This window comes from Flagellimonas pacifica (assembly GCF_900215465.1).
GTDB lineage: Bacteria > Bacteroidota > Bacteroidia > Flavobacteriales > Flavobacteriaceae > Flagellimonas > Flagellimonas pacifica.
In genome coordinates this window covers 417228-435718 of record NZ_OBEH01000002.1, presented here as the reverse complement: position 1 = coordinate 435718, position 18491 = coordinate 417228, and the positions used below count along the sequence as shown (strand labels likewise).

The 18491-nt window shown below is 38.2% G+C and carries 18 protein-coding genes; 13 read left to right on the top strand and 5 right to left on the bottom strand.

All coding sequences use genetic code 11. The annotated features are described in order from the left end of the window. Nucleotides 1-17: 17 nt before the first annotated feature. Both CRO15_RS07595 and CRO15_RS07590 read right to left on the bottom strand, forming a co-directional pair. Complete coding sequence (locus CRO15_RS07595; RefSeq protein WP_207763842.1) at nt 18-1343, bottom strand: hypothetical protein; 1326 nt, start codon at nt 1341-1343, stop codon at nt 18-20. Between the two features lie 160 nt (nt 1344-1503). Then, nucleotides 1504-2184, bottom strand: a complete 681-nt coding sequence (locus CRO15_RS07590; RefSeq protein WP_097045613.1) for an RNA polymerase sigma factor — start codon at nt 2182-2184, stop codon at nt 1504-1506. Nucleotides 2185-2291: 107 nt separating this feature from the next. Here CRO15_RS07590 and CRO15_RS07585 point away from each other — a divergent pair, with 107 nt between their 5' ends. From CRO15_RS07585 to CRO15_RS07565, 5 genes are all read left to right on the top strand, one after another. Further along, nucleotides 2292-2663, top strand: a complete 372-nt coding sequence (locus tag CRO15_RS07585; RefSeq protein ID WP_097045205.1) for a hypothetical protein — start codon at nt 2292-2294, stop codon at nt 2661-2663. A gap of 111 nt (nt 2664-2774) precedes the next feature. Continuing rightward, entirely contained in the window at nt 2775-3152 is a 378-nt protein-coding gene (locus tag CRO15_RS07580; RefSeq protein WP_097045204.1) for a hypothetical protein, read from the top strand. Nucleotides 3153-3234: 82 nt separating this feature from the next. Further along, nucleotides 3235-3996 (top strand): Rossmann-like and DUF2520 domain-containing protein, encoded by a 762-nt coding sequence (locus CRO15_RS07575; RefSeq protein WP_097045203.1) that lies wholly within the window; start codon nt 3235-3237, stop codon nt 3994-3996. Further along, nucleotides 3980-4507 (top strand): KdsC family phosphatase, encoded by a 528-nt coding sequence (locus CRO15_RS07570; protein WP_097045202.1) that lies wholly within the window; start codon nt 3980-3982, stop codon nt 4505-4507. The genes CRO15_RS07575 and CRO15_RS07570 overlap by 17 nt, the downstream gene beginning before the upstream one ends. Further along, a complete protein-coding gene (locus tag CRO15_RS07565; protein ID WP_097045201.1) occupies nt 4500-5105 on the top strand; it encodes a Maf family nucleotide pyrophosphatase in 606 nt (201 codons plus the stop codon). The genes CRO15_RS07570 and CRO15_RS07565 overlap by 8 nt, the downstream gene beginning before the upstream one ends. Before the next feature lie 8 nt (nt 5106-5113). Here the strand turns inward: CRO15_RS07565 and CRO15_RS07560 are convergent, their stop codons facing one another. Next, nucleotides 5114-5344: a ferredoxin gene (locus CRO15_RS07560; RefSeq protein ID WP_097045200.1), complete on the bottom strand. Its 231-nt coding sequence runs from the start codon at nt 5342-5344 to the stop codon at nt 5114-5116. Then, nucleotides 5344-6588 (bottom strand): peptidase U32 family protein, encoded by a 1245-nt coding sequence (locus CRO15_RS07555; protein WP_097045612.1) that lies wholly within the window; start codon nt 6586-6588, stop codon nt 5344-5346. Before CRO15_RS07555 ends, CRO15_RS07560 begins: the two co-directional genes overlap by 1 nt. Before the next feature lie 102 nt (nt 6589-6690). On the opposite strand from CRO15_RS07555, the gene CRO15_RS07550 reads away from it, so the two are divergent. The 3 genes from CRO15_RS07550 to CRO15_RS07540 all read left to right on the top strand — a co-directional run bounded on the left by CRO15_RS07550 (nt 6691) and on the right by CRO15_RS07540 (nt 12101). Then, nucleotides 6691-7653, top strand: coding sequence for a septum formation inhibitor Maf (locus tag CRO15_RS07550; protein ID WP_097045199.1), 963 nt, complete (start codon nt 6691-6693; stop codon nt 7651-7653). A 99-nt stretch (nt 7654-7752) separates the two neighbouring features. Continuing rightward, nucleotides 7753-10284: a PIG-L family deacetylase gene (locus CRO15_RS07545; protein ID WP_097045198.1), complete on the top strand. Its 2532-nt coding sequence runs from the start codon at nt 7753-7755 to the stop codon at nt 10282-10284. Nucleotides 10285-10394: 110 nt separating this feature from the next. Then, nucleotides 10395-12101, top strand: coding sequence for a sodium:solute symporter family protein (locus CRO15_RS07540; RefSeq protein WP_097045197.1), 1707 nt, complete (start codon nt 10395-10397; stop codon nt 12099-12101). Nucleotides 12102-12150: 49 nt separating this feature from the next. On the opposite strand, the gene CRO15_RS07535 is transcribed toward CRO15_RS07540, so the two are convergent. Next, a complete protein-coding gene (locus CRO15_RS07535) occupies nt 12151-12993 on the bottom strand; it encodes a DUF2911 domain-containing protein (protein ID WP_097045196.1) in 843 nt (280 codons plus the stop codon). Nucleotides 12994-13201: 208 nt separating this feature from the next. Between CRO15_RS07535 and CRO15_RS07530 the strand changes: the two genes are divergently transcribed. From CRO15_RS07530 to CRO15_RS07510, 5 genes are all read left to right on the top strand, one after another. Continuing rightward, nucleotides 13202-13699 carry an SRPBCC family protein gene (locus tag CRO15_RS07530; RefSeq protein ID WP_097045195.1) on the top strand — a complete coding sequence of 166 codons (498 nt, stop codon included), beginning with the start codon at nt 13202-13204 and terminating at the stop codon, nt 13697-13699. Next, nucleotides 13696-15006 (top strand): cryptochrome/photolyase family protein, encoded by a 1311-nt coding sequence (locus CRO15_RS07525; protein ID WP_097045194.1) that lies wholly within the window; start codon nt 13696-13698, stop codon nt 15004-15006. Before CRO15_RS07530 ends, CRO15_RS07525 begins: the two co-directional genes overlap by 4 nt. Before the next feature lie 114 nt (nt 15007-15120). Further along, nucleotides 15121-16548, top strand: coding sequence for an amidohydrolase (locus CRO15_RS07520; RefSeq protein ID WP_097045193.1), 1428 nt, complete (start codon nt 15121-15123; stop codon nt 16546-16548). A 48-nt stretch (nt 16549-16596) separates the two neighbouring features. After that, nucleotides 16597-17481 carry a VOC family protein gene (locus CRO15_RS07515; protein WP_207763840.1) on the top strand — a complete coding sequence of 295 codons (885 nt, stop codon included), beginning with the start codon at nt 16597-16599 and terminating at the stop codon, nt 17479-17481. A gap of 2 nt (nt 17482-17483) precedes the next feature. After that, nucleotides 17484-18488: a pirin family protein gene (locus tag CRO15_RS07510; protein ID WP_097045192.1), complete on the top strand. Its 1005-nt coding sequence runs from the start codon at nt 17484-17486 to the stop codon at nt 18486-18488. Nucleotides 18489-18491: the final 3 nt, after the last annotated feature.

Genomic DNA, 18491 nt, shown 5'->3' with positions numbered 1-18491 from the left:
ACCATTCCCATTAAAAACTACAGCGCGTTTAAATACTCTTTTAAATCACTTTGCTGTCTATCATTTAGATGGAGTTCAAAATAATCATTATAATGATCAATTACTGCATCCAAATCTTCAAATCGTCCATCATGGTAAAACCCTCCTTTTGATTTTGCAAACAGTCCGCGAAGTGGTGGCGTCCTGTATTTCCCAGTAGGAGATCTGTCGGCCTCAAAGCCATCAATACCAATATCTTCTGGAGCGTGCAATTTGTCATCACTAAAGACTGGGGCGGGATGGCAAGTAGCGCATTTGGCTTTATATTGGAAAATTTTCTTGCCCCTTATAGCTGCTTTCACATTAAAACTGCCAGCTTCCGGCTCCGGTGCAAGAAGTGACAATTGATATTCACGTAAGGCTTCCAATTTTGGTCCAACCAAATCCTCATCGACCATAACATTAAAGGCACCTCTTTTTACCGCTATTGGAAACTTGGCAAGATTATTCAATCTTGGGTCCATAAAATTTCCTTGGCCTCCCATTTCCAAAACTGCCACAAATCTGTTCCAATATGTTATGTCTCCCCAACCGGTATAGGTTGCCTTTTCCAATCCTTGAAGTCCATGAGCTGGAGGGATAAGATTGGCTGCAATAGCACCATCAGGTTTGGTAGCCTTTCCATCTATTAAAAGTGCCGCGGGAAAACGTCCTGGACCCCATGCATTCAAAACAGTATTCAATGTAGCCACATCAACTTCCAAGAGTTCCGCTATGGGAGCATTATCTGTAATTCCGATAATTGCACCAACATTTAGGTCTCTATTGGGCCAACCATCCAGTCTTTTTCCAATTCCTTGGACAAAAGAATCATCTACAGTTGAATGACAGAGCGCACAAGAAATTCCCATTGATTCTAAATTCCCGTCACCATCAAAGTTTCCTTTTACGCCCACCACAGCGTCCAAACTCAAAAGTGCCAAGGTTACAGCTGGATCATCCAAATCCACATTACCTGAGGCAATAGCATCAATAATTTCTTGGGGTAAAGCATCGATATCCACTTTTAATCCAACGGCCAAAGCAGTATTTGGATTCAAGCCGGGTCCGAATCCTCCATTATTTTCTCCCAGAACAGCCTTATCAAGTTTTAAAGCTCCACTCCAGAAAGATTCATCACCAAAGGTGTCAAACCTGAAAATTGCTTTTCCCTCCTCAATTAGAGTTGGATTTAAATCCAATACAACAGGAGGCGGAATAATCAATTCCCTGATATCGGGTCCGTCATCACCTTTAAAACAGCGGACAAACAAGAATAAAACAATTAACAACAGTAGTGATGGAAGCGTTTTTTTCAATTTCATGACAGATAGATTTTTGCGATTATTGGAATTTTAAGTGTAGAAAACCTTTAACGATTATGTACACTTTAAGAACAATGTTCTTTGCTACCATCTTTTGATGGGAAATTCAAAAAAAGGTTACAAAACTTGAAGGGTTTTGATTGGAGAAGTGACTAATCTGTTATTTCAAGACAATACGCATAACACTATCGGTGATATTATCACATCTGCTAAATCCAAATCCAAACACATCTTCTTTGTTGGCAGTAAGTTCATAGAGCCTTTCTTTTAACATATTTTTAGCCCTATGAAGGCGCACCTTGACATTGGATTTGGAAACATCCAGACACTCTGAAATCTCGTTAATGCTCATTTCTTCAATTTCTCTGAGCATATATACAGTGCGATATTTTAAACTCAAAGAATCTATGGCATTTTCCAAAAATTGTTTAGCCTCGTTCCTAATGATTCTTTTTTCAGGATTTAACTGATTTTTATCCGGTATTTCCAAAATACTATTTTGCTTTACTTCTGATGGACGTTGGTACAAATTGACGACTTTCTCCTTTTCTTTCAACCGTGCCAAAACTTCATTGATTCCAATTCTAATAAGCCATGTACCGTAGGAAGAGGAATGTTTGAACTGATATAATTTTTCGAAAGCCTTGAGGTACGTATTCTGCATAATATCCTCAATTTCGGAACCATCTTTAATATAACTTCGGATAACCCGAAACAGCTTTTGGTTATTTCTTCTTAAAAGTATTTCGTACAGCTCTTTTTCTCCTGAAAGAATACGTTTTATGATTTCAGATTCTGATAGTTTTTGGTTATTTAAATCGTTGATCTTGATTGTTTCCATCATTCCATCCTTTGCCTTTAGATACTCTTTTGGGTAAATAGTTACAAAATTTTGTAACCATTTTGACCATCTCCAATCTAAAATTAAAAATACTAAACCTAAAAAGGATGAATTCAAACATTGAATTAGTGAAATCAACATTAAAATATACTTATGGCTTAGTGCCAATAATTGCTGGCTTAGACAAGTTTACCAATCTTTTGACTGATTGGAGTCAATACGTTCCTGCAGGATTATTGGATATCATTCCAATGGAAGCAAGCGTGTTTATGATAATAATAGGGATTATAGAAATTACAGCTGGTATCCTGGTATTGCTCAAACCCAAAATTGGAGCACTTGTTGTAATGGGGTGGTTATCTGCAATTGCAATTGTTTTGGTTCTAAGTGGCAACTATGTAGATGTTGCCATTAGAGATCTTGTAATGGCAATAGGTGCATTTTCCTTAGCAAAATTGCATGGTATGAGTTCTGTTTAGCACATAAACCAACAACTTTTGATAAAAATATTGTTAGGTTTTTAATTTACAGACAACTAATAATCAACATGTTACAAAATATCAATTTATTTTAAAACAGATATTATGAAAATGAACAGAAAAACTTTTATTAAAAAAACAACGGGAGCATTACTGGTTGCTTTACCTGCCTATTCAATTTTAAGTTGCTCAAATGACGACAGCACCAATGGAAATCCTGATATTGACCCAAGTGCAAGAGATTGCACGGCAAATGGTGCCAATGCCATTACAATAAGCCGCAATCACGGACATACCCTTATTGTTCCGAAAGCCGATATAGATGCCGGAGTAGCAAAGGAATATTCCATACAAGGAGGGTCTGGGCATAATCATAATGTAAATTTAACTGCAGATCATTTTGCCGCCTTAAAGGCAAATAATCAAATTACTGTTGAGTCCACCAGCGGAAGTGCTCATAGACATGATGTAACTGTAGCCTGTGCATAATCCTATTGTTCTTTTGGTAGAGCCGTCATAACTTGACGGCTTTTTTTATTAACCGTTGCCCGGCATTGGTTATTTTTGCAATATGCAAGATGTCATCATTTTAGGGACAGGAAATGTAGCCGAGCACTTATTTAAGGCTTTCTCCTCTAAAGATTCCGTACAGGTGACACAGGTATACGGAAGAAATTCGGAGTCTTTAAAAAAGTTCAGCGCATATACCGAAACATGTTCTGATCCAAAAACTATCAAAGATGCTGCCATTTATATTATTGCAGTAAACGATATGGCCATTGCCCCTGTTTCCAAATTACTATCAAACAAAAAAGGGATAATAGTTCACACATCAGGAGCTATTAGCATTGATGACATAGCTTCCAAAAATGCTGGCATTTTCTATCCACTTCAGACCTTTACCAAAGGTAAAACCCTAGATTTCAAATCTATCCCTATTTGTATTGAGGCTAAACAAAAATCGGACCTGATTGAACTAAACAAATTGGCAAGTTCTATGTCTGACCATGTTCATGAGATTACTTCTGAACAAAGAAAAAAACTTCACCTTGCAGCTGTTTTTTCCAATAATTTCACCAATCATCTTTATCAAATTAGCAAGGATCTTTGCAAAGACTCCGGGCTATCTTTTTCCCTATTAAAACCTTTGATAAAAGAAACTGCAGACAAAGTGCAATATATACCACCAAAAGATGCACAAACGGGCCCGGCAAGAAGAGGAGATAAAAAAAGTATAGAAAGTCATCTGAATCTATTAAAAAACAAAAAACAAACCGAACTTTACATTTTATTCAGTGAAGCCATAACAAAAATGTATGAAGAAAAATTATAAGGAGCTATTGAGCAATATCACCACATTTGTTTTTGATGTGGATGGCGTATTCACTGATGGTTCCATTTTGATAACATCTGACGGGGAGCTACTCCGTAAAATGAATGTAAAAGATGGATATGCTCTCAAAACCGCTCTGCAAAAGGGGTATAACGTATGTATCATTTCTGGAGGAACCAATGAAGGCGTAAAAGAACGCTTAAAGGGACTTGGGGTAACAGATATTTATTTGGGAGCCCATCATAAACAAGATCCATTGGAAGAGTACTTGGATGTTTATAATATTGACTCGGAAAATGTGTTGTACATGGGTGATGACCTTCCCGATATTCCTCCTATGAAAATGGTGGCATTGGCAACATCTCCACAAAATGCCGTTGCTGAGGTGAAAGCCATTTCTGACTATGTTTCCCATAAAAATGGCGGTGATGGATGCGTCAGGGACATTATAGAGCAAGTATTGAAGGTTAGGGGGGATTGGAACGATAACTTCAGTTCTAAAAATGACTAAGAGTCCTCTCAATCAAAAACTTAAAGGGCGCAAACTAATTTTAGGCTCTGGTTCTCCAAGACGTAAAATGTTCTTGGAAGAAATGGGATTGGATTTCGAGGTTCGACCAAAATCTGTAGAAGAAATTTATCCAGATAACTTAAAGGGAAAGGAAATTTCAAGCTATCTGGCAAAATTAAAGGCAGACCCCTTTAAAGAAGAATTACAAGAAAATGAAATTGTACTTACCTCCGATACCGTAGTTTGGTACAAGGACACTTCTTTGGCCAAAGCTTCAAGTAAGCAAGAAGCTTTTGAAATGCTGCGGACCTTGTCAGGTGATTGGCATGAAGTAATTACATCTGTGTGTTTCACCACCATACAACGTCAAAAAACGGTCAGTGCCACTACCTTGGTTAAATTCAAGGATTTCACGGATGAAGAAATCAACTTTTATATTGAGCAATGCAAACCTTTTGATAAAGCCGGCGCCTATGGCATTCAGGAATGGATCGGAATGATAGGTATTTCTGAAATAAAGGGTTCTTACACAAATGTAGTAGGGCTCCCAACCCAATTGGTCTATCAAACTTTAACGGAATTGGCATTAAACCATTAATTCCATAACTACACCTGTTTAACATCAATAATCTTCACTGGGCAAGCTTTTGATGCTTTTTCACAATTATCATAAATAACATCATCATGGGATTTAATGGTATGGAATCCCTTTTTGTCCTTTGATCGCAATAACACAGATTTGCCATCTTTTTTGGACATAGCAAACTGCTCAGGAGCCATTTCCACACAATAGTTACACCCAATGCACTTGTCGCGCTGTAAGGTAACCACTACCATTAAGCTTCAACCTTGTTTTCTACTATTTTGTAAAGCTTGTCTGATGGCCGTATTCTAAAATCCAAAGGAATAGTGACTGAATCTCCTTTCTGTCCTTTGGACAGTTTGTCATCGTTCACCAACATTTCAGTAACCTCCAACTCCTGTGCACCAGTTGTAGGGCCAGTGATCAAAATATTATCTCCCAAAGAAATATCATAAGCCTCAATTTTAAACTCTCCAATATTGGATTTTGGAAAATAGTGCACTCCTTTTCCTATATAGATTTTCTTTTGGGTAGCTGATGATCCAGGAATAGTACTCCACTCCCCTAATTTTTGACCGAGATAATATCCGCTCCAAAAACCACGATTATAGACCTTTTCCAACTCCTGCATCCATGAAATCACTTTCTCCTTGTCATAAGTGCCGTTATGAAGACTATCTATAGCCTCTCGATAACATTTAATCACCTTTGCCACATATTCAGGAGCTCTACCCCTACCCTCTATCTTCAAAACCTTGATTCCTGCATCTGCCACTTGATCCAAAAAGTCTATAGTACACAAATCTTTGGGTGACATGATGTATTCGTTATCCAGTTCCATTTCAAAACCGGTCTCTTGATCTATAACTGTATATTTTTTGCGGCAATTCTGTTTGCATGCCCCTCTGTTAGCTGATGAGTTGTACGAATGTAAACTCATGTAACATTTTCCCGAAACCGCCATACACAAGGCACCATGCCCAAAAATCTCAATCTCCACCAATCTTCCAGAAGGCCCCTTAACCTGTTCTTTTTCAATTTGTTCAGTGATTTTCTCAACCTGTCTTAAACTTAATTCACGGCTTAGTACCATGGTATCAGCAAACATGGCATAAAACTTTACAGTTTCAATATTGGTAACATTGATCTGCGTAGATATATGAACCTCTAAACCCAATTCTCGAGCTGCCGCTATTACAGCTTGGTCCATTGCAATAATTGCTGTAAGACCAACTTCCTTTGCTTTTTTTAAAAGCGTTTTAACAATGGAAAGATCGTGGTCATAAATGATGGTGTTCAAGGTAAGATATGTCCTTACATTCTTGGCATTACACCTCTTGGCAATCTCCGGTAAATCTTCCAGGGTGAAGTTCATGGTAGCCCTCGCCCTCATATTCAATTGCTCCACTCCAAAATAAATGGAGTCCGCCCCATTGTCTAACGCTGCCTGTAAGGATTCAAAGTTCCCAGCGGGGGCCATTAACTCTATTTGCTGCATACCTATTTTTTTTGCAAAACTACGCAATTACGTTGCTTTACAAAATGTTAAGGTCTATTGCCCTTCCCTTTTACTTGATTAACTTTAACTAAAATTGTTAAGATGAAGAATTTCCCTGCCAAAATTTTCTTGCTCACCTCTCTTATTTCAACAGCCTTATTTTTTGGATGCAAAGACCGTTCCACTGAACGAGACTCCAAAGAACTTGCGTTAAACACAATTGACACATCAACTGCAATAAAAGAAAAACTACCAAAGAAACCGCTATCCGAAGATTTTAAAAAATATTGGTATGGTGGCAAGGCGGAAATAACCTCATATGAATTGGAACAAGCCAGATATGGACAAATAAGGGAAGGGCATTCAGTTCTTATTTATGTTACAGAACCCTTCTTACCCAAAAAGCAAGTCAAAGCAGATGGGAAAAACTCTGATAATGTAAACGTTTTAAAGATAAATGCAACAAAGAAGTTCTTGACCGGAATATACCCATACTCTGTTATGAGCAGCACTTTTTATCCTGTGTATGACAATCAGCATGCTACAAAAACCAGTCTGTCTATGCAAGAGTGGTGTGGGCATGTATATTCTCAAATTAACAACAGGGAGCAGTTTGAATTTACCTCTCATTCTTATTTTGAAAGTGAAGCTGACGAAAACCTGTCATTGGAAAAAGATTTGCTTGAAAATGAAATATGGACCAAAATTAGGATAAACCCTTCGGACCTACCCACAGGAAACCTCAAGATAATTCCTTCACTGGAATATATCAGATTGCGTCATAAAAAGCTTAAAGCCTATAATGCGGTAGCGGATTTGTCCACTCAAAATGGGGTCACCAGTTACATCATAACCTATCCAGGTCTTGAAAGGACCTTGACAATCAACTTTACCTCCAAATTTCCTTATACCATTGAAAGTTGGACGGAGGATTTTAAAAGTGGTTTTGGAGCAAATGCTAAGGTCATGACAACCAAGGCAACCAAACTAAAATCAATGAAATCTGCTTACTGGGGGCAAAACGAAAATAAAGACCTTGTACTAAGGGATAGCTTGGGGCTATAACCTACTTTGACACAAGTATACCCTGTTAAAGATGTTCTAAATTCCATTCTGTCTGGTTCTAAACTTTCTATATTTGGTGCAACTGCTAAAAACCACCCTATGCGAAACTTCTGGGTCAGCTTACTGACTATATTCACTATTGCCTTCAATACTGTTGCCCAAAAGCCGAGTAAACCTTCATCCACAGAAATTCATCACAATCTCCAAAAACTTAACTTTCTAGGTACTGCACTTTATATCGCTGCGCATCCGGATGATGAAAATACAAGACTGATTTCCTATTTGTCTAATCATGACAAGGCAAGAACAGCATATCTGTCCTTAACTAGAGGTGATGGTGGGCAAAATCTTATAGGTTCAGAGCTAAGAGAGCTTTTGGGTGTACTCCGCACACAGGAACTGTTAGCAGCAAGAAGAATTGATGGAGGAGAACAATGGTTTACCAGAGCCAATGATTTTGGATATTCAAAGCATCCAAAGGAAACACTTAAGATTTGGGACAAGGAAAAGGTTTTGGGTGACGTGGTCTGGGCCATCAGAAACTTAAAGCCTGATGTGATTATCAACCGATTTGATCATAGAACCCCTGGCTCTACGCACGGACACCATACCTCATCGGCCATGCTAAGTGTTGAGGCTTTTGATTTGACCAATAATCCAAATGCATATCCTGAGCAATTGGAACTCACTTCAACCTGGCAACCCAAAAGAGTGTTTTTTAATACTTCTTGGTGGTTTTATGGAAGTCGTGAAAATTTTGAAAAAGCAGACAAATCCAAGATGGTGAAATTGGATGTCGGTGTTTACTATCCTGAGTTGGGTCTTTCCAATAATGAGATTGCCTCCATGGCGAGTAGTCAGCATTTATGTCAAGGTTTTGGAAGGGTAACAACTCGAGGGTCACAAGACGAATATGTGGAATTGCTAAAAGGGGATTTACCAGCTAATAACAATTTGTTTGATGGAATCAACACCACTTGGTCCAGAATTAAAGGTGGTAAGGCCATTGGAGATATTTTGTACAGTATAGAGGAGAATTTTGATTTTAAGAATCCCTCAAAACATATTCCTGACTTGGTGAAAGCCTATCAACTGCTTCAAAATGTTGAAGATGAGCATTGGAAAACTTTAAAATCTGAAGAGTTAAAATCCATTATTTTGGATTGTACAGGCCTATATTTGGAAGCCAATGCGGAATCGGCCTCCACTACTCCAGAAAGCAATGCCAAAATCAATGTAGAAGCATTGAACAGGAGTTCACAAACTATCACTCTAAAGGAAATCCAAATTATTGGTGCGAATGTAAAACTGAGCCCAAATAAAGTTTTGGGCAATAACATAAAGGAAAACTTTGAACTTGAACTTCAAGTACCAACAACTACATCAATTTCCAGTCCCTATTGGTTAAACAAATCTGGAAGTCTTGGAATGTACGTAGTAGATGATCAAACCATTATTGGGAAACCTGAAACGCCAAGTGCATTTTTTGCACAATTTGAGTTGGATTTCAATGGTACAGAAATTTCATTTAGAAAACCAGTCATAAGACGTTACTCCAAGCCAGATAAAGGAGAGTTACACGAGCCTTTTGTAGTTCTTCCAGAGGTAACCTCTAAAATTGATGAAAAGGTTTTGATATTTTCCGATTCTACTGCTAAGGAAATAATTGTAAGCGTCAAGGCAGGAAGAGATAGTGTTTCTGGAAAAGTATCATTACAACATCCCCCAGGGTGGAATGCTTCGCCCAAAAGTGCAGCTTTTACAATTTCTCAAAAAGGACAAGAACGATCTGTTATATTTAAGGTAACACCACCTGCGTTAGATAGTGAAGGTACTATTACTTCCGTAGTTATGATTGATGGCAAATCTTATGATAAAGAACTTGTAGAGATTGATTACGATCATATCCCCAAACAATCCATTTTATTACCTTCTGAGGCCAAGATAGTTCGCATGAACATTCAAAAATCTGGAGAGCATATTGGATATATTGTTGGAGCAGGCGATAAAGTGCCTGAAAGTCTTGAACAAATTGGCTACCAAGTACACACTATTAATCCCAAAGACATTCAAAAAGGAACTTTGGAAAAATACGATGCCGTTGTGGTTGGTATAAGAGCTTATAACGTTGTGGAAGATTTGAAGTTTAAGCAACCTCTTTTATTTGATTATGTTGAGAATGGAGGAAACATGATAGTTCAATACAATACGGCGGGTAGATGGGCCAAACAATTTGAAAACATTGCTCCTTATTCCTTAACATTATCCAGAGACCGAGTGACCGATGAAACTGCCAAAGTAAGTATCATTGCTTCGAATCATGCCTTGGTCAATTTCCCGAACACCATTAAAGAGGATGATTTTGATGGATGGGTTCAAGAAAGAGGGTTGTATTTTCCAAAAGAATGGAGTTCAGAATTTACACCAATACTTTCAATGAACGATGAAGGTGAATCTCCCATGGAGGGTAGTCTTTTGGTTGCCCCACATGGAAAGGGCCACTATATCTATACCGGTCTAAGCTTTTTTAGAGAATTACCCGCGGGGGTTTCAGGAGCGTACAAACTTTTTGCAAACATGCTTTCCGCAGGAAAAAGCGAAGTGAAAACTGAAAGCAATGTCAAAGGATAGTATGGACAATAAAATGAACTGGAAAAGGGAGTATAGTATCGTGATTATCCTTAACGTGCTATATATCATTATTTTCTACTTTATAATGACACAAAATAACTAAACTCTTAATGGGCGTATTAGATTGGATTGTTCTTGGTAGTGCACTATTGTTCATTGTTGGTTATGGTGTTTGGAAAACTCGGGGAAGCAAGAATGTTGATGATTATGTGCGTGGTGGCAATGACGCCAAGTGGTGGACAATAGGCCTTTCTGTTATGGCTACCCAAGCCAGTGCCATAACATTTTTATCCACTCCAGGTCAAGCTTTTCATGATGGAATGGGTTTTGTTCAGTTTTATTTTGGGTTACCCCTGGCCATGGTCTTTATCTGTTTGGTCTTTATTCCAATTTATAAAAAACTAAAGGTATTTACAGCTTATGAAATGCTGGAGGGAAGGTTTGATTTAAAAACCCGAAGTTTAACTGCCGTTTTATTCTTGATTCAGCGTGGATTGGCAGCTGGTATTACCATATTTGCCCCGTCCATAATTCTATCCGCCGTATTGGGATGGGATTTGCGCACATTGAATGTCATAATCGGGATTTTAGTGATCATTTATACTGTTTCTGGGGGAACAAAAGCGGTTAGCGTTACCCAAAAACAACAAATGTTCATTATAATGGTGGGCATGTTCTTTGCCTTCTTTTTTATTTTGGGGTCACTTCCAACCGGAGTTTCTTTTGGTGAAGCGCTTAAAATAGCCGGTGCCAATAACAAGCTTCAAATATTGGATTTTAGTCTGGACACCAATAATCGTTACACTTTTTGGAGTGGTATTACGGGGGGATTCTTTTTGGCCCTGGCCTATTTTGGTACAGATCAAAGTCAGGTGCAACGCTATTTATCTGGAAAATCTATCCGGGAAAGCCAGCTGGGGTTAATTTTCAATGGAATTTTAAAAATTCCAATGCAATTCTTCATTTTACTTGTGGGTGTTATGGTGTTTGTATTTTACCAATACAATCCCTCTCCCCTTAATTTTAACCCTGCTGCCACGCAGGCCGTAATGGGGTCTGAATATATAGAGGATTACAGAATATTGGAAGAAGGACATCTAAAACTGGAGCAAGAAAAAAGAATGGCCCAGAGCTCTTTCTCGGCGGCGTATGCTCTAAAAGAATACAACGCTATACAACAGGCAAAACATGATATAATCAAAATAAATGAAAAAGAAAGAGCCAGCAGAAATGCCGCTAAGGCCTTAATATCACAGGCAGATGATTCAGTGGAAACCAATGACAAAGATTATGTCTTTATACACTTTATATTGACCAATTTACCAACAGGACTTATTGGATTGCTATTAGCGGTAATACTTTCGGCAGCCATGTCATCAACCGCATCTGAACTAAATGCCCTTGGTACTATTACAGCATTGGATCTATATAAACGAAATCAGAAAGAAGAAAAGGGCGAAAAACACTATGTCCTTGCCACAAAAGGGTTCACTTTATTGTGGGGGATTATTGCAATACTCATTGCTTGTGTTGCCAATCTTTTTGATAATTTAATACAACTGGTCAACATTATCGGTTCTATTTTCTACGGTAATGTATTGGGGATTTTCCTATTGGCTTTCTTCTTCAAGTTTGTTAAAGGAAACGCAGTCTTTATCGCAGCTCTGGTAACCCAGGTAATTGTAATATTGGGTTGGTATTTGGATTGGATGTCCTATTTATGGTTGAATGCCTTTGGCTGTTTGCTCGTCATTTTCTTGGCCATACTTATTGAAAGCTTTGACGGTTTTCTACGAAAACCTCCTTTAAAAGGATAAAAAAAGCCCACATACATGTGGGCTTCATATTAATTTTGAATGGTTGGGTTTATAGCCCTCCCCATTCTTTCAGCGATTTTTTGTTAAGCTCAACGTAATCAGCGTTACCCGCTTTTTCAGCAACTTCCATAGATTTTTTAGCAGCAGCAATAGCTCCTTTTTTGTCTCCAAGTTTTGCATAAATAAGTGATTGTCTTCTCATAACCCAATAAGCATCTGGTCTTAATTCAACTGCTTTATCTATCCAATTCTTTGCTTTGTTGAGGTCTTTACCTTCCTCAAAATAGTAAGAGGCTGCAGAATAATAATCCCCTGCTCCTGGACCGGCCATAACAGTTTCTATACTCTTTTGAGCCTTAGCCAAGGTAGGCACTTCAAATTTCACACCTACATATGCCTTTTCCCACATCATTCCGAGGGTAGCGCCGTTATTGTGAAGGTCATCAATTGTAATGGTAAAGGTCTCAATATCTACAGGTAAAGGATATACTTCAACCGTAGTTTTTGCTGCAACTTTACTATCGTCCCATTTTTGAGGAGTTCCCCAGTTATTGGTGTCCGCATAGAAAATAACTTCCCATGAAGATTGTCCTGGCTTGGTAAAAATGGCATAAGAACCCGCTTTTACCTCTTGTCCATCAATAGTAACATCATCACTAAAAGAAATTGTTGTGTTCTTGTTGGCTCCGGTTCTCCATAGCTTGTCATTAGGAACCAAATCACCAAAAATTGCTCTTCCACGCATGGAAGGCCTGGAATATTCAACTTCAACTTCCGTAAGTCCCACTGTTTGTTTCAATTTGGAAGATGGACTGGGTTGAGGAGTTTGTAATTGGGCTTCCATAGATACCGCAAATAAAGCGGTAAATGCAAATAATGCTAGTCTTTTCATTCGATAAGAGTTTTAGATTTGTTAGTAAAAACAAAACTAAATATAAAGGCAAGGTAGGTTTGTTAAGAAACACTTAAAAGAAAACCCTTAGAAATTTCAAATATAATTTCTGGGGATTTTTTTTTGGAGAAATTAGCTATAAATTAATTTTGTTTAATTTATATATAAAAATATTAAACAAAATGTTCTATTTTTATAAAAAAGTAGTATGCGCTTATATCAACTCCACGCTGTTCAGACTTTGCCAATATCAAAAACAAAGGCATGGGATTTTCTAAAAAACCCAAAAAACTTAAAAGAGATTACACCTGAGCATATGGGTTTCCGTATTCTTTCAGGTAGTGATAAAAAAATGCATCCAGGGCAAATTATTCAATATAAGGTAAGTCCGTTTCCTGGTATAAGCACAAAATGGGTCACTGAGATTACCCACATGGAAGAAAACAGCTACTTTGTAGACGAACAACGCTTTGGACCTTACGCTTTATGGCATCACAAGCATTTTATTGAAGAGGTTGAAGGCGGTGTTCAAATGGAAGATATAATTGATTATAAATTGCCATTAGGTATTCTAGGTCAATTAATGCACCCTATCTTGGTAAAAAAACAATTGATCAAGATATTTAAGTACCGTGAACAAAAACTTGCTGAACTTTTTGGTAGGATTGAACGAATGCAAAGTTCTTTAGAAATAAAATCAATATGAAGGAAAAGGTCGCTATATTTTGGTTTCGACGTGACCTTAGGTTAGATGATAATGTAGGTCTATATCATGCCCTACAAAGTGGTTTTCCCGTGCTGCCAATTTTTATTTTTGACACTGAAATTTTGGAAAAACTTCCAACCAATGATGCAAGGGTATCTTTTTTTCATGGACAGCTTCAAAAAATGAACTACGAACTAAAATCACATTTTCAAAGCGGAATTGCCATGTATTTGGGGAAACCGATTTCCGTTTTTGAGCAACTTCAAGAACGATATATAATCCATGCCGTATACACCAACCATGATTACGAACCGTATGCTATTCAACGTGATGCCGAGGTTCAAAGCCTTTTGGCGAAGAAAAATATCAATTTTCAATCCTTCAAAGATCAGGTGATTTTTGAGAAAGATGAGGTGGTCAAAGGAGATGGTAACCCATATGTGGTTTATACACCCTACAAAAAAAGATGGAAGGAAAGATTTAACTCGACCACAGATCTTATCGATTTTGATACCTATTCCAACTTTGAAAAAGTATATAAATCTAAAGAAATTCCAAATCTGAGTCTTAGCGATATTGGTTTTGAACCTTCCAACATTCTAGTTACAGGGCACAACATCTCATCTGGTTTAATTCAAAACTATGAGGATACACGAAATTTTCCAGCCAATGAAAATGGCACATCATTTTTAGGTCCACACCTTAGATTTGGTACAATATCAATAAGAAAAATTGTAAAAAAGGTAATTGCCGAGAAAAATGAAGTTTTTTGGAACGAACTCATTTGGAGAGAGTTTTTTATGCAGATTCTTTGGCATTTTCCACATACTGTCAACAAATCCTTTAAACCAAAATATGACCGAATAGTTTGGGAAAACAACGAGAAGGAATTTGAACTTTGGAAAACTGGGAGAACAGGTTATGCCTTTGTAGACGCAGGTATGCGCCAGCTTAATGCCACTGGATATATGCACAATCGTGTCCGCATGATAGTTGCCAGTTTTCTTTGCAAACACCTGCTTATAGATTGGCGTTGGGGCGAAGCCTATTTTGCTCAAAAACTATTGGATTATGAGTTGGCCAGCAATGTGGGCAACTGGCAATGGGCAGCCGGTAGCGGTGTAGATGCAGCACCATATTTCAGGATTTTCAATCCAATAACGCAGATTGCTAAATTCGACACCAAGAAAGCATACATTAACAAATGGGTGCCGGAATTTCAAGAGTTCACTTATCCTACTCCTATGGTAGATCATAAAATGGCTCGAGAGCGTTGCCTAAAAGTTTACAAAGAAGCCATAGGTTAATGCTTTTTCAGTATTTTTAATACCCGGTTTTATTTTAGGGCCTCCAATGAAAATATGAAGTTGTGGCCCAAAAGTACTTACCTCTATAATTCGGACTAATTCAAACTAAATAAAATGAAGCGATTTGCAACCTTAGTACTGCTTTGTATGGTTTCCATAAACCTAACTGCACAAAAATTAAGTTCCAACAAAAAAGCAATTATTGCATCTGTTGAAGCTCACAAAGAAAATCTGATTCAAATAAGTGATTCCATTTGGGCTTTGGCCGAAACTGCGTTTAATGAGTCAAAATCCGCCGAAGTATTGGCAGATTACGCTGAGAAAAATGGATTGAAGGTAACCCGTGGTGTTGCTGATATTCCTACTGCGTTTACAGCTACCTACGGTTCTGGCAAACCAGTGATCAGTGTATTAGGTGAATTTGATGCCCTACCCGGACTTTCACAAAAAACCGTACCAGCCAAAAACCCGGTAACAACTGGTGCACCTGGCCATGGGTGTGGTCATAATATGTTTGGTGCAGCAAGTTTAGGTGCTGCCATTGCCATAAAAGAGCAAATTGAAGCTGGAAAATTAAAAGGTACCGTAAAATTTCTGGGAACTCCCGCGGAAGAAAAATACTTTGCCAAAGTCTGGATGGTAGAAGCTGGTCTATGGGAAGATGTTGATGTGAATATAAGCTGGCATCCAAGTGCCAATATTGAAGCAGATGTGCAAAGTGGCCTTTCATTGATTGATTTTATTGTGGAATTCTATGGTCAAGCTGCCCACGCTTCTGCCGATCCATGGAACGGACGTAGCGCTTCAGATGCATTGGAACTTTATACTACTGGAATCAATTATTACAGAGAACATATTAAACCAACCTCCCGAATTCATTATCACATACAAGATGGTGGGCAAGTAGTCAATGTTGTTCCTGATTATTCAAAAATCTGGGTACGGGTTCGTGATCCAAAACGGAAAATAATGCTTCCAACTTACGAACAAGTCAAGAAAATGGCAGAAGGAGCCGCTATTATGGCCAATGTAGACTACAAAATATCCTTGGTATCCGGAATTTATGAAGTATTGGTGAACAGAACTGGAGGTGAAATCATGCAAAAGAATTTGGAACTTCTGGGTCCAATTACTTACACTGAAGAAGAAACTACTTTTGGAAAAGCCATTCAAAAAGCTACAGGAAAACCAGAAGTGGGTATGGACAGCAAAATTGAACCTCTAAAAGAAACTGCAAAAAATCCAGGAGGAGGTTCTACTGATGTTGGTGATGTAAGCTGGAATGTTCCCAATATCAATCTGAGTGTTACCGTTGCACCAAAAGATACACCTTGGCACTCATGGGCCGTTGTTGCATGTGGAGGAATGAGCATTGGTCACAAAGGTATGGTCTATGCCTCAAAGGCAATGGCAATGACCATGGCCGATCTGTTTGAAAATCCAAAACTGGTAACCAAAGTGAAAGAAGAATTCAAGACCAGAAAAGGTGATGAAAAATACAAGGCTATGATCGACGGTCCACCACCAATAGGAAACAATTAAAAACCATAATCAAAAAAACTAAATACAACCCTATTCAAAACCATTAGAATGATTAAAAAGTTTATGTTATTGTTGACCTTAGGGGCTTTCATTCTAGGTCATGGACAAGAACCATTATCCATTTTTGAGAATTTAATAGGAAAAACTTGGTGTGCGGAAGGAGCATGGGGTAATGGTGCAAAGTTCAAACAAGAAATTCAATTCGAGTATAGTTTGAACAGTACTTTGGTATTGGTTCATTCTAAAGGTTTCACAAATCAAGAACAAACTTCGTACGGTCCAAGAAATCATGGAATTCGAAAATTTGATAAAGAAACTAATACCATCAAGTTTTGGGAGTTCGATGTTTTCGGAGGAGTTACCAAAGGTGAGGTTAGAACTGATGGCAAGGACATAATCTATACGTATGGCTATGGAGAATCTGTTGTTACCGATTATTGGGAGTATGTGGATGAAAATACGTACAACTTTACGGTTGGAAGTTATGAAGAAGGGCAATGGAAACAAGCTTATCTAAAAACCCAGTTCAAGTCATTAAGCGAAAATATTCCCAATTTTGTTTTCGACCATCATTCCTTGGTCGTAACCAATTTGATGAAAACTGGTGATTTTTACAAAGAAGTTTTTGGTTTCGAGGAAATTCCGCATCCAGAGAAGAAATCAGGTTTCCGCTGGTTCAATATGTATGGAAATTCACAACTGCACCTTATTAAAAAAGGTTTTGCTCCTTTCGAAAAAAACAAGAGCATGCATTTGTGTTTGTCCGTGGATGACCTAGAAGGCTTTATAGAAAGGCTTTTGACTAAAAATATAGCTTTTTATGATTGGCCTGGGAACAAAGGTTCTGTAACCGACCGGGCGGATGGGGTAAAACAAATTTACATTCAAGACCCTGAGGGTTATTGGGTTGAGATAAATACTGCAAAACACTAGCTATGAGCGATGCCATACTTCAAATTTTTCCTTTAGGTTTTCCCTGGCAAACCCAAGATCCCTTTTTATTCTGTGTCTATCATCTGGATCATTACCCTAAAGGGAATGAACAAATGGGACCTGACCCATTACTCCTTGAAGGACGGAGTTTGGGTAACGATTTCACTATAAAAGATGGTTGGCGCATGTACCATGGTCAAACCATACCAGGATTCCCCTATCACCCGCATCGTGGTTTTGAGACCATCACTATAGTAAATAAAGGTTTTTGTGACCATTCCGATTCGTTAGGTGCCGCAGGTAGATTTGGCGATGGTGATGTCCAATGGATGACGGCAGGCAGAGGAGTGCAACATTCTGAAATGTTTCCTTTACTAAACACCGAAAAGGACAATCCATTGGAACTTTTTCAAATCTGGTTAAATCTTCCAAAAGCTGATAAGTTTGTGGAACCACACTTTAAAATGTTGTGGCATGAAGATATTCCAATTATTCAGGAAGAAAATGCCCAAATCAAGGTAATAGCAGGGAGTTACAAGGGTACTCAAGCCAATGATCCCGCTCCCAATTCATGGGCAGCCAAAACTGAAAATGAAGTTGTTATTTGGAACATTCACGTAGACGCCAATTCCAAATATACATTGCCAAGGACCAACTCACTAGTGACTCGAACGCTCTATTTTTATGAAGGTAGTGAGATTGAAATTGGAGACAAAAAAATACATCCAGATTTTGGGATTGCCTTAGACCCTTTTCAAAATGTGACCATTACAACAGGAAATGTAAAAGCTCATTTTTTATTGTTGCAAGGAAAGTCCATTGATGAACCTATTGTAAAGCATGGTCCTTTTGTAATGAATACCCAACAAGAAATTAGGGATGCCATGAAAGAATATGGCCTTACCCAATTTGGAGGATGGCCTTGGCCCTACCCCGATAATGTTCATGATAAAGACAAGGGACGCTTTGCATTGTATCCTGATGGGCGCTTGATTGAAAAGGAATGATTT

Bases quoted from the DNA above. Each gene is read 5' to 3' on its own strand.
- CRO15_RS07585 (WP_097045205.1), top strand. From the start codon at position 2,292: ATGAATTCAAACATTGAATTAGTGAAATCAACATTAAAATATACTTAT.
- CRO15_RS07575 (WP_097045203.1), top strand. From the start codon at position 3,235: ATGCAAGATGTCATCATTTTAGGGACAGGAAATGTAGCCGAGCACTTA.
- CRO15_RS07530 (WP_097045195.1), top strand. From the start codon at position 13,202: ATGCGCTTATATCAACTCCACGCTGTTCAGACTTTGCCAATATCAAAA.
- CRO15_RS07545 (WP_097045198.1), top strand. From the start codon at position 7,753: ATGCGAAACTTCTGGGTCAGCTTACTGACTATATTCACTATTGCCTTC.
- CRO15_RS07535 (WP_097045196.1), bottom strand. From the start codon at position 12,993: ATGAAAAGACTAGCATTATTTGCATTTACCGCTTTATTTGCGGTATCT.
- CRO15_RS07590 (WP_097045613.1), bottom strand. From the start codon at position 2,184: ATGGAAACAATCAAGATCAACGATTTAAATAACCAAAAACTATCAGAA.
- CRO15_RS07515 (WP_207763840.1), top strand. From the start codon at position 16,597: ATGATTAAAAAGTTTATGTTATTGTTGACCTTAGGGGCTTTCATTCTA.
- CRO15_RS07540 (WP_097045197.1), top strand. From the start codon at position 10,395: ATGGGCGTATTAGATTGGATTGTTCTTGGTAGTGCACTATTGTTCATT.
- CRO15_RS07595 (WP_207763842.1), bottom strand. From the start codon at position 1,343: ATGAAATTGAAAAAAACGCTTCCATCACTACTGTTGTTAATTGTTTTA.
- CRO15_RS07510 (WP_097045192.1), top strand. From the start codon at position 17,484: ATGAGCGATGCCATACTTCAAATTTTTCCTTTAGGTTTTCCCTGGCAA.
- CRO15_RS07560 (WP_097045200.1), bottom strand. From the start codon at position 5,344: ATGGTAGTGGTTACCTTACAGCGCGACAAGTGCATTGGGTGTAACTAT.
- CRO15_RS07555 (WP_097045612.1), bottom strand. From the start codon at position 6,588: ATGCAGCAAATAGAGTTAATGGCCCCCGCTGGGAACTTTGAATCCTTA.
- CRO15_RS07565 (WP_097045201.1), top strand. From the start codon at position 4,500: ATGACTAAGAGTCCTCTCAATCAAAAACTTAAAGGGCGCAAACTAATT.
- CRO15_RS07525 (WP_097045194.1), top strand. From the start codon at position 13,696: ATGAAGGAAAAGGTCGCTATATTTTGGTTTCGACGTGACCTTAGGTTA.
- CRO15_RS07550 (WP_097045199.1), top strand. From the start codon at position 6,691: ATGAAGAATTTCCCTGCCAAAATTTTCTTGCTCACCTCTCTTATTTCA.
- CRO15_RS07520 (WP_097045193.1), top strand. From the start codon at position 15,121: ATGAAGCGATTTGCAACCTTAGTACTGCTTTGTATGGTTTCCATAAAC.
- CRO15_RS07570 (WP_097045202.1), top strand. From the start codon at position 3,980: ATGAAGAAAAATTATAAGGAGCTATTGAGCAATATCACCACATTTGTT.
- CRO15_RS07580 (WP_097045204.1), top strand. From the start codon at position 2,775: ATGAACAGAAAAACTTTTATTAAAAAAACAACGGGAGCATTACTGGTT.